The sequence below is a fragment of the Pedobacter sp. WC2423 genome, assembly GCF_040822065.1.
Classification (GTDB): Bacteria; Bacteroidota; Bacteroidia; order Sphingobacteriales; family Sphingobacteriaceae; genus Pedobacter.
In genome coordinates this window covers 2,061,249-2,075,742 of the sequence record NZ_CP162005.1, presented here as the reverse complement: position 1 = coordinate 2,075,742, position 14,494 = coordinate 2,061,249, and the positions used below count along the sequence as shown (strand labels likewise).

The following is a 14,494-nucleotide window of genomic DNA, read 5'->3' as shown; positions in this document are numbered from 1 at the left end:
ATTGCTTTTACAGGTATAGGTTTGATTCAATAAACTATCAATTATGGAAAAGATAATACAGGCGCTGTTTGCTACAGATTCAGAAGCTTTTAAAGCAATGCAGGCTATACAACAATTAGCTCATTCACAAGAAATATCTTTGGGTGAGACTTATATTCTCAACAAGGATCAGGATGGAAATATAGCGATCCGTTCTGCTAAAGATGAATCGGAAGGCTACAGTGCAATAGGGGGAGGGATAATTGGTGGATTGATTGGTTTACTGGCCGGACCACTGGGTTTTTTGGTAGGTATAGGTGCTGGTATGGTTGCAGGTTCAGTTGGCGATACGGTCAGGGCTGAAGGGGTGTCAGATTATCTGGATAAAGTTTCTGCAAATATTCCTAATGGAAAGTCTTTGTTAATTGCGCATGTTTGGGAAGATTGGGAAACCCCTGTTAATACTGTTCTGGAGCCATTAACGCAGGATATTACCAGAACAGGTGTAGATGATGAGGTTTTTGTTCCTGCACCGGCAAAACTGGTCGCGCTGAGGGAAAATCAATTGTCACACTGGGTAGATAACCATCCTGGGCATAATGCTGACAGAGGTGCTTTAGAAGCCCACTCTGAGGAAAAACAGGAGCGTATGGATATTCGTGTTAAAGAACAAAAAGAAAGGCTGGAAAGGCTTAAAAAGGACAGATGATTTTTTTGTGATAGCGTGTAAAGTTGTGGACAATATTGTATTTAATATGCTAATTTTATTAGCTAAATTTATAGCTTTGGGCTATGAACCGAATAGACCGTCTCTCTGCTATACTCATTCAGTTGCAATCACGAAGAACGATCAGAGCACAGGATATCGCTGACCGTTTTGAGATTAGCCTGCGCACGGTGTACAGAGATGTAAGGTCTCTGGAAGAAGCTGGAATACCAATTATTGGTGAAGCAGGTGTAGGGTATTCTCTGACAGATGGTTACAGATTACCACCGGTTATGTTTACCCGGGAGGAGGCCACAGCATTTATTACTGCTGAAAAACTGGTTGCAGGTTTGACTGATACTGCAAATGGACATTCCTACAGTAACGCACTTTATAAAGTCAGAGCAGTTTTGAAAAGTGCAGATAAAGAATATCTTGAAAATCTGGATGACAGAATAGAAGTATTAAAGGCTAATCATGTTTCACCTGCACTTCATGCGCATCATAATCCTTTGCAAACTATCCTGAATGCTATTGCAGGGAAAAATGTAATGCAGTTAAACTATTTCGCTTATTACAGACAGGAGCATACATTAAGGTTAATTGAGCCGGTAGGTGTATTTTATCTTGATAATTACTGGCATCTGATCGCTTATTGCAGAGAAAGAAAAGCCTATAGAGATTTTCGCTTTGACAGGATCACAGACCTCAGCACTTGCCAGGAAATTTATAATGACTGTCATCCATCTTTGAAGGATTATCTGCGTGATATGTTTAATGAGGTTAAGTTGGAAGAGGTGATTATTAAAGTAGATGAGTATGCTTATCCACATCTTGGACAGCAAAAATATTATCATGGATATGTAGCTGAAACTCATTTGGAGGATGGAATAGAAATACAATTTCTTACTATTTCTTTAGAAGGATTTGCCCGGTGGTTTATTGCATTTGCTGATCATGCTATTATTTTACAGCCAGAGGCTTTGCTGGCTAAAGTGAAACGTATTTATGCTGGTATTGGTGAAAAACTGGCGCTGTAAATAAACTGCTGACATAGGGTTGTCACTTGCCATTTGTTTCTTTGACACAACAAATCAAACAAATATGATGTCAACCATTCAAAACTTACTAAAAGAGCTAACTGAAGAATCAATAGTTACCCGTAAAATGCTGGAACGTGTTCCTGTGGATAAGCAGGATTGGCAACCTCATGAAAAAAGTATGTCTATCAGGAAACTGGCCGGACATATTGCTGAATTACCAGGTTGGGTGAGCATGGCTTTGAAAACTGATGGGTTAAATTTTGCGGATCAGGCCTATCAATCTCCAGAATGGAATTCTAATGCAGCATTGCTTGAGATCTTTGAAAAATCATTGGATGAAGCAAAAACAGCACTGCAAGCTGCAAAAGAAGAGGATTTGCTGCCAATCTGGACATTGAAAAATGGAGAACAGGTGCTTATGTCCAAAACTAAAGGAGAAATTATACGCCATTCTATGAGTCAGATAGTTCATCACCGCGCCCAGTTAGGGGTTTATCTTCGTTTATTGGATATACCTCTTCCAGGCAGCTATGGGCCAAGTGCAGATGACCCGAATTTATAGACTGCATATTATTCCTGAAAAAACAGCTTTCATATATTTATGAAGGCTGTTTTTTTTAGATATTTCTTTTAACTTCGCAAGATGTCAATAGAAGAATTGGAAGCCTATTTTACTGGTGTAAATTTACCTGATCAAATTGAACTGGAACGAGGGGTCATGGTTATGAATTTACCCCTTTTCCTGGAATCACATTTAAATTATATAAAGATAAATCCTGAATTAAGATCTGCAGAAGTTTTTGTTCACCGTTTGCATCAGCTGAAAGATAAACTGGAGGAACTTAACGCCTGATTTTTTATATTTCCATTAATATTACTCCTGCCAGTGCGATTAATGTAAGTACAACATTTACTTTGAAATGCTTGTACCAGCCCAATCTGGCAAACAGACCACCACAGGCACAAGGATATTGTTCATAAATCTGAAAGACTGCCCCACCTACATAAAGTGTAAATGCGCCCATCATAAAAAGGGAAGAATACATGCCAATCAGTCTTGTCTGTGGAATGATCAGTAATCCAACTACAATAAGCTCGGACAATGGTAAAACGTAAAGAAGGATTTTTCCAACCCAGCGGGGAAAGACCTGGGTCATCAGTGCCTCATGAAACTGATGCAGATTAAATAATTTTGATAAAGCTGCATAAGCCCATAACAAGACGAGCACTCCGGTAATGATGATAATAAAAGGATGTAGGTTCATAATTTTATACATTAGGTTAATTCCAAATCAATTAATTGCAGGGCTGAACGAAATAGTCGTTCTGGAGAAGGACGTGTAAAGACATATTTTTGTCAGCCTGCAATTAATAGAGAATGTTAATTTATCTTGTTTGATGAAGGCAATTTACGGATGGATTTTGCGCTAAAAAAGGGACAAATGTCCCAAAAGGATTAAATTTATAGTCCAAAAAAAAAGCTGTAACCCTTGGTAGAGGGATACAGCTCGGGGAGGCCGGTTATGTACCAGCTGATCAATAGCCTAAGAAAGTATTAAGGGAACGGCACGGGTTAAACTGCTGAATCTAAAATCTTCTTGTTCTGGATCTTATGCGGTTTAGTGTTTTTCGGGATATGCCAAGATAGGCGGCAATACTTTCTACTGATGCTTTCCTGAAAATTGCAGGACAATCTCTCATTAAGTGTAAATAATGTTCTTCGGGTGTATAAGCAGCAAATTCCAGAATTCTTTTCTCACTCATTTGCTGATAATCTTGCATGATCTTCCGCACATATTCATTCGATTCCGGGAAACTAAGCAATATTTCCTGCACGTCATCAAAAGATATGGACAAAAGGATACCAGGCTCCAGGAGTTCTATATAAGTTTCTGAGGGAATCTGATTGAAAAAGCTGTTGAGCGGAACCATAATTTCACTCTCATTCCAGAACCAAAAAGGTACTTTCTTTTCTTCTTTAAAAACAAATCCCATAGCAGATCCTTTTTCAATAAACCAAGCACGGTTAGGGATCTGTCCTGGTTTTAAGATAATCTGACTTTTGGCATAATACTCCCTCTTAATCATTTCGTTGAGTTTTAATTCTAACTCTAAACGCAAAGAATTTTTTCCTGCCAGCAGTCTGAACAATTCCTTATTTTCCATTTCATATTATTATTTAAAAATGACACGAATTATTAATTAGTTTGTAAATATGATCTGCACTTAAAGTCTAGATTTTATGCAAATCATTATAAAATGACTCAATATTTTATTGTTAAGTAGGGACAAGTAATTTGATGTGCATATACGATGTTATAGGTTAATAATCAACAAAATACGAAAAATATCATTTACTTTAATTATTATCAAAATAAATGTATTAACAATTCTCTATCAATTAAGAACTTTATATTCTCTTTATACTAAAAACATTGCTTAGAACCTTATTAATCTGATGTTTTTAAAAATGTTGTGGAATTTTTCTGGGGAAAATTCTTTGATTTTATACACATATAGATGATGTGTCAATTGTCACATCCAATATTGACTTGTTGATTATAACTCTTTTTTTATTAACCTCTTTTCTAATTATTATTCGTGTTATAAAGTTGGAAAGTAAAAATTATAATTTGCATTAATTAGTAATGTTTTTTTTTGTAATTAGTTAATTATCAAAATTATATATGTTTTATAATTGAAATTAAACGCTTTAAGAGTCAATTGATATACTGAATTTATAACACTGATCTTACCTGTTTTAATAGGGGGAATAGTTTTTCCGGATATGAATTGACCAGGTGAAAAAAGTAGCAGATGTGAATATTAATATGTAAAACTTAGATTTTATACCGCCGGATTTTATATTACATGTTTGATTTTAGTATATAGCTTATAGAAATAAATTAGACAAATTAGTTTATATGGTGACGATTTGTTTACCTCCACGTAATCTGATCTCTTTCCCTTTCCAGTTAAATGTTCCTGAGGTTTGTTCAGGTAATATGAGCTCTGCACGAATTCCCTCTTTTCCAGTTCTTTTTAGCTTAACTGATACTTTTCCTGAAGGAATGGGCATTGTCCCCGTTACTTCATTTAGTTCACCTAAAGAAGGCTTAATCAGCACTGTTTTAAAACCAGATGTTTCCGGCATAATGCCGCAGATTGTAGCCAGAAAATCATAATCCGGGCTTGCACTCCAGGCATGACAATCAGACCTTGTTGGCTCGGGTTTTTCTGCAAAGGTTGTTAATCCCATTTTCAGCATGGTTCTCCATGGCTTGAGTTCCTGATAATAGAGATCGCTCATTTCGGCTTTTTTTAAGGCTTGTGTAAGGTAGAACCGGTAAAAGAAGGTTACCTGACCGATCGATTTATCATTCAGGATATTTTTCATCAAGATTTGTGCTTCCTTTAAAGTTACACCACCGCTTAATATGGCCCAAATACCTGCATGTTGGCTGTAAGTTAGCTTTTCGGGAGTATCTGCCATCAAACCGTTTGCTTCATTATAACAATACCAGTAAGTATGGTCATTCAATTCCAAAGCCAGCATTTCCTGTTCATCTGCCTGAACGGGATGGTTAAAGGCTCTGAACAGCTCTGCAGCTTGATTTAATGTATAGGCATACTGCAAAGTAATGATCGAAGAATTTCCCTGATCTGCTCCTGGCGCAGTACCCCAGCTATTGAAGTTATCCCAGTCCACAAAATTCCACCAGGTGAGCGGACCTAACATCTTTTTCTTCTGGTCAACGCGGCTGTGGAACCATTCCAGTGTCTCATGAATAGCCGGAAGAAATTGTTTTACAAAAGCATCATCGTGGCGGTGCATCCAATAATCATGGACCATAGATACCCAGAATAAAGAGAAAGTTGGAATAATTTGCAGCCTGTTACTTGGATAACGGCCCTGTGTTAATCCTTCGGGAGTGCGGGAATGATAAAAATCCAGAATCGCTTTGCGCATAAGCCTGTCATCACCAGAGGTATAAAGTGAGATCAGCGCCTGTATGCGACTATCGCCTGTGTATTGTAGTTGTTCATAATAAGGTGTATCATAATACATATCTCCGGCGCAAAGTTGTGCGGTGCGCCAGCCTGCCTTCCATATTTCCTGTAATGAAGGATCATTGCTGGAAAATGTGGCTTTCATTTGAAGAGGATAACCAGTTTTCATTCCATATATATCGTTCAAAACTAATGGATCACCGGCAGTCATTACGTCCAGTTGCAAATAGCGGTAAGCTCTGAACCATAAAGGGCGGAATTTTCTATTGCCTTCGCCATCGGGAATAAAAACATCGTAATTTCCTTTGATTTCTTTACCGTCTATCTCATTTCTGTTCCCTTTATGGTCTTGTTTATCAAATAATGCTTCAGCATAAGTTAATTTGATTCTTGATCCTTTGCCACCCGAAACTATAATTTCGGGATAGGCAGCCGTCATGACCTGCTGGTCCAGCAAAATACTAACTCTTTGATTAGCCGGAATTGTGATTGGCCTTTTTCCTGTTAGAAAGTCTTTAGTTACTTTAATATTGTTTGTACGCCGGATGAGCGGAAAGCGCAATATCTTTTCTGTTAATAAGGGGATGTTTCTTGGTGCTAAGGTCCAGAGATTGTCAGTTCCGTAACCTACAGGCTGAGGATGTGTGAGCTCAGCAGCAGCGTTCCAGGATGCATCGTTATATTCAAGGGTTTCCCAGCCCCATGGATATAATTGACCATCCACCTGGTCTCCCGGGCCAACAACCATGTAAGCTTTTAATCTTTCTCCATTATCCAGTGAACAAGGAGTATAGGCTTTACTTTTTTTGACTTTCCAGCTCAAATCGGTGTTAACCAGCTGTTCTGCCGGGGAATTACCCTGCAATACAAAAGCTGTTTGATTAGATACCTGGGCAACAGGGGCGAGGTTACCCATATTCCATACCAGTGCGGCTAGAATGTTCTCTCCTTCAGTTAAATAAGGCGCAATGTCTATAGTTTCAAAAAACCAGTTAAACAGATCACCCCGGGCAGGGCCTGAACTAACTGCTATACCGTTTACAAACAGGCGATAGCGATTGTCTGCACTTACATGAATTAAGAAAGATTTGGGTTTGGTGGCTGTGGGCAGGAGAAAGGTTTTTCGGAAATGATAGATTCCGTATTCGCGCTGTTGTGTTGCCGGGGAAGTAATCCAGGATGCCGGCCATTCACTTTTAAGTAATTGTGGATTAATGGGGTGCAGTGCCTGACTCATAACCTGATTTGCGCCACAAAATATGGTGCATATCATAAGGATTAATCTGAATTTCATAAGCTCAGTTTATACAAAGGTGTTGGATATATTTGGTTCTACTAAAATGGTGAAAAAACCGATTCTATACATATGTGTAAATGTAAAAATCGGCGGGGCTAATCTACATAATTCTTTATATTTTAGGTAGTTAGTTTTTATTTAGCTATAAATACATTGATCTGGAATTCATCGTTTTCTAAATAAAACACGGCTATTAATTTTTAAATGCATTTAGCAAAAATCAACTTTCTGCTTCTTTAAGTTAAAACAGGAAATTTAGCAAATAGATTTTTATCGGGGACTGAAAAAATTAAGGTTTAACATTTTAGCTATAAGAATATGAGATCTGCACAATTGGTTTATCATGCTTATTCTGACGCAGAATTAACTGCTTATCTGACAGCAGGAGACAGGGCTGCATTCGAAGAGATTTATGAAAGGTATTGGAAAAAACTCTATAATGAAACCTTTAAACGGTTACGGAATATGGAGTTGGTGGAAGAGATTGTTCAGGATGTTTTTAGTGATCTATGGATGAAAAAAGAAAAAAAGAACATTGAGAATATCTATGCCTATCTTATCGGGGCTGTTCGTTATCAGGTATATATACGCTATAAAAAAGGTGAGGCGGTACCTCATTTTGAAGTCCCGCTTGACCATTTGCTCTTATCATCACTTCAGGCAGATTCTTTATTTAAAGAGAAAGAACTTAAATGGTGTATTTCGGTCTGGCTGGCCATGCAACCTGTAAAACGGGCGGAAATTTTCAAGATGAAGTATATAGATGACCGTTCTACCAAAGAAATCAGTGAACTGCTGAATATTTCACAGAAAACGGTACAAAACCAATTACTTCATTCTTTCTCTGATTTAAGAACTTTTCTGAATAGAATTATGGCATTTTTTTATTTCATATAATTTTAATCATTTTTAGTTTTATCCTTTTGATCTTCGAAAAACTTGATGCTGGTATTTGAAGAATGAAGGGTAGCTATGAAGCCCTGAAAATAATCGTGGGCAAAAATTTTACCTCCTGAATTTCTTACATAATCATCGTCTTCTCCAATTTGTAAATCCTTAAAGGTATGTTTCTCCCAATAAGATTTTCTGTAAATCAAGCTGGCCCCAGTTAACCATGGCCTCTTTGAGTTACTGTTTTTGGTCATCCAGTAAGAATTAAGGGAAGGTGAGAAAAATTGCACCTGGTTGATGCCGCAAATGTCTGCATCAGAACTGATTAATGCTTGCACCTGATGAGAAATCCAGTCTTGAGCATACCAGTCATCGTCATCCCAATGGGTTATTATTTCTCCTTTGGCTATTTCACAAGCCATATTGCGTTTAGCACCAATTGTACCAAGTGGTTCGAAATAAAAATAGTGAATGCGCGGGTTACTGGGAATCAAATCCTGTACAGATTCCTTTCCGTCATCAATAATAATTAATTCGGTATTCATATAATCTTGCTTTAAGAAGTTTTCTATTGCGGAAGGAATGAAATTTTTACGGTTAGCAGTAGGCATTATACAACTAACTAAAGGTAAATCGGAACTAATGGAAAGAATGGAATGCTTTTTACATTTCTGCGGGCCATCAATTTCTTTTATCCATTTCTCTAATTGTAGTTTTTCCTTAGGATTTTCATCAAATTGAGCAACCAGATTATCGTTATGTATAATACCGAGATATCCTTCAACATAATTATGTGCATATACTATTGCCTTTGAACTCCAGATAAAATCATTGTCTTCTCCTGTGATTAAGTTTTTAAATTTATGTTTCTCCCAGAATTTTTTTCTATAAGCCAAGGTAGCGCCATATACCCATGTTGGTTCTTTTTCAATGTTTTTGTAATTTCTTATTTTATTCAGGGAGGTAGAGAAATAATTAATATTATTCAGACCGGTAATATCCGCGCCTGAGCTGTTTAGTGCATTTACTTGTTGAGTTACCCAATCTTGTGCGTACCAATCGTCATCATCCCAATGAACAATAATTTCTCCGGAAGCTGTTTCACAAGCTAAATTTCTTAGTGTACCAATACTACTGTTTGTAGGATTAAGGTAATGGTAATGAATTTGATGATGTTTTGGAAGTAATGATTTTATAGATTCTTGTCCATCGTCAATGATAATCAATTCCACATGAGGATAATCCTGATGCAGAAAATAATCAATGGCGTAAGGGATAAATATTTGCCTGTTTGCTGTCGGCATTATACACGAAACGAGTGGTAAATTCATATTCAGGTTTTTTTACAATTTAGGCAAGAATAGAAAAGATAAGGAGGGACAAATGTCCCAAAAAACGGCTTTTAAAGGATTTCTGGTCTTTATTAAAAAAATATTTTCAACAGGCATGGGAGATTGACCCGTTTTTATATACTGTATTAATATAGGGTTATCATTAGTACACCAAATAAATGAATTCAAAAAAAGTTAAAGACGAATTTTTAAAAGCGGTTAAAGCCTATTTAGATGGTACCGCAGACGAAGCTCAATTATTATTTGTGGAAGAATATTTTGATCTGTTCCAGGATTCTGAAGATATTTTTGAATCTATGGATAGCATAGAGATACAAAATATCCATGACCGTATGCTTTGGAATATTAATTATGAAATCGAAAAAAAAACTAGAGTTTCTGCTGGTAACATGAAGACTGCGCGTTCATTTTCGAAATATCTGTACATGGCTGCTGCAGCTGCTTTCGTGATTCCCATGAGTCTTTATCTATATCAGCGAAATCAAACAAAGTTTAAACCTGTGAATACCCAGCAAATAGCGAAGATTACACCAGGCGGAAACAAAGCTGTTTTAACTTTGGCTAATGGATCTAAAATATTTCTGACTGATCTGAAAAACGGAGAAGTCGCTAACCAATCGGGAGTCGTAATTACTAAAAACAGAGATAGTCAATTAGTATATCAACGCGCTGCGACGTCTCCTTCAACTAAAAAAATAACTTATAATAAAATAGAAACTCCTAAAGGAGGGCAATTTCAATTGATTCTTTCTGATGGAACAAAAGTCTGGCTCAATGCGGCATCTTCCCTACGTTATCCTTCTGCCTTCGGTCCTGGCGAACGCAAAGTTGAATTAGATGGAGAAGCCTATTTCGAAGTTACTAAAAATGTAACCAAACCTTTTTTGGTTTCTTCAAGCAAACAGGTAATAGAAGTTTTGGGTACACATTTTAATGTTAATGCTTATACAAATGAACCTGTTGTCAGCACTACTTTACTTGAAGGAAGTATTAAAGTAATCAGTCCTTTTGCAAATACCTATAAAATTATCAGACCCGGACAACAATCATCAATCTATAAAGATGATGAACCGGAAATTAAAGTGAAAAATGTCGATACCGATGAAGCTGTTGCCTGGAAAAATGGATATTTCATGTTTGAGAAAGAAGAACTTGGAAGTATTTTAAGAAAGGTTTCCAGATGGTATGATGTAGAAATCGAAAACCCGCGGGGAGAAAAATTAAATAAGCTGTTATTTAGTGGAACACTCTCTAAATATAGTGATGTTTCTAAAGTTTTGAGAAAGCTGGAGTTAACAGAATCGATTCACTTTAAGATAATGGGGAGGAGGATTATAGTTATGCAATGAAGCGCTACTCAAATGAAAATCAAATAAGTCAGGGGTGCTCTAACACCCCTAACTATTTGGTTATAGTAAAGATTTAAACAACCAATTACCGATGCAAAGAGCTGAACCTAGTAAATACTTCTCTTTGCAAAAAAAACCAAGCAGATAAAGGTATGAATTATTATACTAAACTTTCGGGACGCCTGACCGGCAACCTGAATAAATTTTTATTAGTAATGAGACTGATGATTATTTTGTTTTTTGTGGGTATGATGCAAGTGTCCGGTGCTATTTATGGACAGAAAATAACCCTGAACCAAAACAAGATAAAAATCACACAACTTTTCAAAGAAATCAAAAGACAAACCGGATACGATGTATTGTGGCAGTCTGAAAAGTTAAATGAAAGCCGGACTATTAATGCGAATTTCAATAAGACCGACCTTAAAGAAGTTATGGCTCAATGCCTTGTGGGACAAAATTTAACATTTGCGATTGAAGACAATAGTATTGTTATTAAACAACGTTTAGCTATGGGGGAGCCTGCAGGTAAACTGTCTCAGGATTCTATCGTTTATAAAGGCAGAGTGCTGGACGAAAATGGTAAACCTTTACCGGGAGCGACTATACGTTTAAAAGGCGGAGGAAAAACCTCTATAGCTACAGAAACCGGTTATTTTGAGCGATATGGTACAAAAATGAGTATCCTCGTTGTCTCTTATATAGGATATAATACGAAAGAAGTTTCCTTATCCGGCCAGAAATCAGGAGAAATGATTGTGGTGAGGATGAGCCCTCAATCTAATATTCAATTGGGTGAAGTAACGATTGCAAGTAATGGTTATCAGGATATACCAAAAGAGCGGGCCACGGGCTCATTTGAAGTAATCAGTAAAGAACAATTGCAGCATAATACCGATCCGAATTTGTTGAAACGTTTGGAAGGTATTACAACCAGTATGGACTTTAGAAATGACCTGACGCCAGTCAATTCAGCTAACAGAGCCAATATTACTTCCAGATCTCCACTTACAAATTTGACTATCCGCGGTAAAAATACGTTAACAATTGCCGGATCAGATAACAATAGCGGCAGGGTTCTGGTTGTTATCGACGGGATTGCCAGTCCTTATTCAATTGACCAGGTTAATCCGAACGATGTGGAAAGTGTCACCATTTTAAAGGATGCAGCAGCAGCTTCTATCTGGGGTTCCAGGGCAGCAAATGGCGTAATCGTAGTAAAAACAAAAAAAGGAAGTTATCAAAACCCTTTGCAGATTTCGTTTAACTCCAATTTCAATCTGACTGAAAAACTTGATCTTTTCTACAAAAAAACAATGAGTATGTCTGATTATGTGGATGCACAGCTTACTAAATATCAAAAAGATTATCCCAGACCTTATGATGTGAATGATGAAAGTACCTACATTCCTGATCCCCAGATTAATGTTGCTCAGCTCGCAATTTCCCCAGTTGCTGATATTGCCAACAGGTTGAAAAGAGGTCAGCTTACTTCTGGACAGGCAAATTCTCTTTTGGATGAATTAAGAGGAAATGATGTAAGAAATGACCTTAATAAATATTATTTCCGTAATGCTTTCAGGCAATCTTATTCATTAGCAATTTCAGGAGGAAGTCAGCAGTTCGCACAACGTTTGTCTGTCAATTACGATAGATCCTTAAATAATACGGTAAAATCTTCTTCAAATCGTGGAGGGGTAAATTATGGGATTTCTGTTAAACCTTTGGCTAAACTTGAGCTAAGTGCGAACGTTGTTTATGGTCAGATTAATACAAACGCGCAAGCAAGCACTGATTCCTTTAATGGAACTATAAGCGGAACTATTTTACCTTATACAAAACTGGCAGATAACCAGGGCAATCCATTGGTGGTAGCTAAATCCTACAGCCCGCAATTTCTTGACTTATTATCTTCAACTTATGGAGATAAATTGTTGAATTATCAATATAGACCATTAGAAGATATCAATGAGGGATATAATAAGTCTCAAACGCATAATGCCAATATTAATGTTGGTGCGAATTATCAGGTACTTCCTTCGTTGTCTGCAAATGTAATTTATAACTACAATGTGGGTTATTCTGAAGGAACAGATTTGTCGAGACAAAATTCCTGGTATATGCGGGATAAGATTAACTTATTTACGACTCCGGTAAATGGCTATGACCTTTATACTCTTCAACCATTAGTGGCGGGTACAAGAAATTTACCATTAGGTGGTCAATATTTTAAATCAGTCAATAAGTCTAATAATCAAACATTAAGAGGACAGTTAAATTTTAATAAAACCTGGAACGAAAAGCATAGTATTTCTGCAATTGCAGGAGTTGATATTTCAAATAGCTATGGCTTATTAACGTCGAATGGATATTTAGGATATAATGAAGGTGATTTATCGACAGAAAACAGGCTGAATCTTAATTATGGCTATCTGCTATTATTTGCGAATCCTTATACTGGAGCTGGAGCTGATAAATTAAACCCTCCGGGAACTGTGATGTCAGAATCCAAGGACAGAACAATTAGTTATTTCGCTAATACCGCCTATACTTTTGCAAATAAATATACAGTTTCAGCAAGTTTCCGCAGAGATTTATCCAGTGTATTCAATTCAATGGGAAATATCGGAGGTACTCCCTTCTACTCCGTTGGAGCTAGCTGGAGTATAAATAATGAGAAATTTTATAATTTTTCTTTCCTTCCAACCCTTAGGTTAAGAACCACTTTCGGATACAACGGAAATGTAAATCCTGCTACCTCCGGCAGACCAGTTTTAGCTTATACACCACTTAGTTTTGTTTTTGATGGGAATCTTCTTCCTTATTTAACTCCAGGTAATGCTTCAAATATTAAATACAGGCCAGAAAAAACCGCGGTATTAAATTTTGGGTTAGACTTTGGTGTTAAAGGCGGACGTTTATCAGGGAGTATTGAGTATTATCAAAAAAGAACGACTGATCTATTGTCAAGTAATAGAGTTGATCCTACTATTGGTTTCAGCGAAATGGTTACCAATTCTGGAAACCTATTTGGTAAAGGAGTCGATTTTACATTAAATTCTTTAAACCTGCGGGCAGGAGAATTCCGCTGGACCAGTAATTTCTTATTCAGTTACAATAAGGTCAAAGTTACCAAATTATATTCTCCGATTGCTTATAGCTCAAATGATCTTGTATCTAATGCATTTGTTATCAATGAAGGAGCTGATCTTTCCCGTCTATTTGCTTTTAAATGGGCTGGATTAGATCCTAAAACAGGTGATCCCAGAGGCTATTTAAATGGTAATATAGTAACTATAGATAATACTAATGCAGGATCTGATGCTTATAACAGTATTGGATCAGCACCAATTAGCAGTTTAAAGTACTTTGGTTCAAGAGTACCTGTCTATTTTGGATCTTTCCGAAATACATTTACCTATCGTAATTTTTCAATTTCAGCAAATTTACTATACAAATTAGGTTATTATTTCAGGAAATCAACTTTAGATGTGGTTCAGTATAATTTGCTATATAGCGATAATTATCTGCAACCTGGAGAATATGGAAATCGCTGGCAAAAACCTGGTGATGAAAATAGAACTAATGTACCATCACTTACTTTTCCCCTAAGTAGTGCCAGAGATGGCTTTTACAGATTATCCGAGATTAATGTTTTAAAAGGTGATCATATACGGTTGCAAGAAATTAATTTGACCTACTCCATCAATAAAAAGTCCTGGATAATTAAAAATCCAAGAATTAATGCCAATGTGTCCAATCTCGGTGTGATCTGGAGAGCAAATAAGCAAGGTCTTGATCCTGATACTTACGATTTTCCTATACCCAGAACCTATACTCTTGGTTTTAGTGCTAATTTTTAAAAT

At 36.7% G+C, this 14,494-nt stretch carries 11 protein-coding genes; 7 read left to right on the top strand and 4 right to left on the bottom strand.

The window, feature by feature from the left end; genetic code table 11:
* Positions 1-43 precede the first annotated feature (43 nt).
* The 4 genes from AB3G38_RS08260 (at position 44) to AB3G38_RS08245 (ending at position 2,581) form a co-directional block, all read left to right on the top strand.
* Positions 44-688 carry a DUF1269 domain-containing protein gene (locus AB3G38_RS08260; RefSeq protein WP_367868020.1) on the top strand — a complete coding sequence of 215 codons (645 nt, stop codon included), beginning with the start codon at positions 44-46 and terminating at the stop codon, positions 686-688.
* 83 nt (positions 689-771) lie between these two features.
* Complete coding sequence (locus AB3G38_RS08255) at positions 772-1,725, top strand: helix-turn-helix transcriptional regulator (protein ID WP_367868019.1); 954 nt, start codon at positions 772-774, stop codon at positions 1,723-1,725.
* Between the two features lie 64 nt (positions 1,726-1,789).
* Complete coding sequence (locus AB3G38_RS08250) at positions 1,790-2,290, top strand: DinB family protein (RefSeq protein WP_367868018.1); 501 nt, start codon at positions 1,790-1,792, stop codon at positions 2,288-2,290.
* Positions 2,291-2,371: 81 nt separating this feature from the next.
* A complete protein-coding gene (locus tag AB3G38_RS08245) occupies positions 2,372-2,581 on the top strand; it encodes a hypothetical protein (protein WP_367868017.1) in 210 nt (69 codons plus the stop codon).
* 4 nt (positions 2,582-2,585) lie between these two features.
* Here the strand turns inward: AB3G38_RS08245 and AB3G38_RS08240 are convergent, their stop codons facing one another.
* The 3 genes from AB3G38_RS08240 to AB3G38_RS08230 all read right to left on the bottom strand — a co-directional run bounded on the left by AB3G38_RS08240 (position 2,586) and on the right by AB3G38_RS08230 (position 6,976).
* Positions 2,586-2,993, bottom strand: coding sequence for a MauE/DoxX family redox-associated membrane protein (locus AB3G38_RS08240; protein WP_367868016.1), 408 nt, complete (start codon positions 2,991-2,993; stop codon positions 2,586-2,588).
* Between the two features lie 322 nt (positions 2,994-3,315).
* Positions 3,316-3,894 carry a Crp/Fnr family transcriptional regulator gene (locus tag AB3G38_RS08235; RefSeq protein ID WP_367868015.1) on the bottom strand — a complete coding sequence of 193 codons (579 nt, stop codon included), beginning with the start codon at positions 3,892-3,894 and terminating at the stop codon, positions 3,316-3,318.
* A 754-nt stretch (positions 3,895-4,648) separates the two neighbouring features.
* Entirely contained in the window at positions 4,649-6,976 is a 2,328-nt protein-coding gene (locus AB3G38_RS08230; RefSeq protein ID WP_367868014.1) for a family 78 glycoside hydrolase catalytic domain, read from the bottom strand.
* A 378-nt stretch (positions 6,977-7,354) separates the two neighbouring features.
* On the opposite strand from AB3G38_RS08230, the gene AB3G38_RS08225 reads away from it, so the two are divergent.
* On the top strand, positions 7,355-7,933 hold the full coding sequence (locus AB3G38_RS08225) for an RNA polymerase sigma factor (protein ID WP_367868013.1): 579 nt from the start codon (positions 7,355-7,357) through the stop codon (positions 7,931-7,933).
* Between the two features lie 2 nt (positions 7,934-7,935).
* Here AB3G38_RS08225 and AB3G38_RS08220 read toward each other — a convergent pair whose 3' ends face one another.
* Positions 7,936-9,258 (bottom strand): glycosyltransferase family 2 protein, encoded by a 1,323-nt coding sequence (locus AB3G38_RS08220; protein WP_367868012.1) that lies wholly within the window; start codon positions 9,256-9,258, stop codon positions 7,936-7,938.
* 179 nt (positions 9,259-9,437) lie between these two features.
* Between AB3G38_RS08220 and AB3G38_RS08215 the strand changes: the two genes are divergently transcribed.
* Both AB3G38_RS08215 and AB3G38_RS08210 read left to right on the top strand, forming a co-directional pair.
* On the top strand, positions 9,438-10,628 hold the full coding sequence (locus tag AB3G38_RS08215; RefSeq protein WP_367868011.1) for a FecR family protein: 1,191 nt from the start codon (positions 9,438-9,440) through the stop codon (positions 10,626-10,628).
* 152 nt (positions 10,629-10,780) lie between these two features.
* Complete coding sequence (locus AB3G38_RS08210; RefSeq protein WP_367868010.1) at positions 10,781-14,491, top strand: SusC/RagA family TonB-linked outer membrane protein; 3,711 nt, start codon at positions 10,781-10,783, stop codon at positions 14,489-14,491.
* The last annotated feature ends 3 nt before the right edge of the window (positions 14,492-14,494 follow it).

What these genes read in the sequence shown, in the direction of transcription:
- AB3G38_RS08210 (WP_367868010.1), top strand. Translation starts at nt 10,781, where the DNA reads ATGAATTATTATACTAAACTTTCGGGACGCCTGACCGGCAACCTGAAT.
- AB3G38_RS08235 (WP_367868015.1), bottom strand. Translation starts at nt 3,894, where the DNA reads ATGGAAAATAAGGAATTGTTCAGACTGCTGGCAGGAAAAAATTCTTTG.
- AB3G38_RS08260 (WP_367868020.1), top strand. Translation starts at nt 44, where the DNA reads ATGGAAAAGATAATACAGGCGCTGTTTGCTACAGATTCAGAAGCTTTT.
- AB3G38_RS08220 (WP_367868012.1), bottom strand. Translation starts at nt 9,258, where the DNA reads ATGAATTTACCACTCGTTTCGTGTATAATGCCGACAGCAAACAGGCAA.
- AB3G38_RS08215 (WP_367868011.1), top strand. Translation starts at nt 9,438, where the DNA reads ATGAATTCAAAAAAAGTTAAAGACGAATTTTTAAAAGCGGTTAAAGCC.
- AB3G38_RS08255 (WP_367868019.1), top strand. Translation starts at nt 772, where the DNA reads ATGAACCGAATAGACCGTCTCTCTGCTATACTCATTCAGTTGCAATCA.
- AB3G38_RS08245 (WP_367868017.1), top strand. Translation starts at nt 2,372, where the DNA reads ATGTCAATAGAAGAATTGGAAGCCTATTTTACTGGTGTAAATTTACCT.
- AB3G38_RS08230 (WP_367868014.1), bottom strand. Translation starts at nt 6,976, where the DNA reads ATGAGTCAGGCACTGCACCCCATTAATCCACAATTACTTAAAAGTGAA.
- AB3G38_RS08225 (WP_367868013.1), top strand. Translation starts at nt 7,355, where the DNA reads ATGAGATCTGCACAATTGGTTTATCATGCTTATTCTGACGCAGAATTA.
- AB3G38_RS08240 (WP_367868016.1), bottom strand. Translation starts at nt 2,993, where the DNA reads ATGAACCTACATCCTTTTATTATCATCATTACCGGAGTGCTCGTCTTG.
- AB3G38_RS08250 (WP_367868018.1), top strand. Translation starts at nt 1,790, where the DNA reads ATGATGTCAACCATTCAAAACTTACTAAAAGAGCTAACTGAAGAATCA.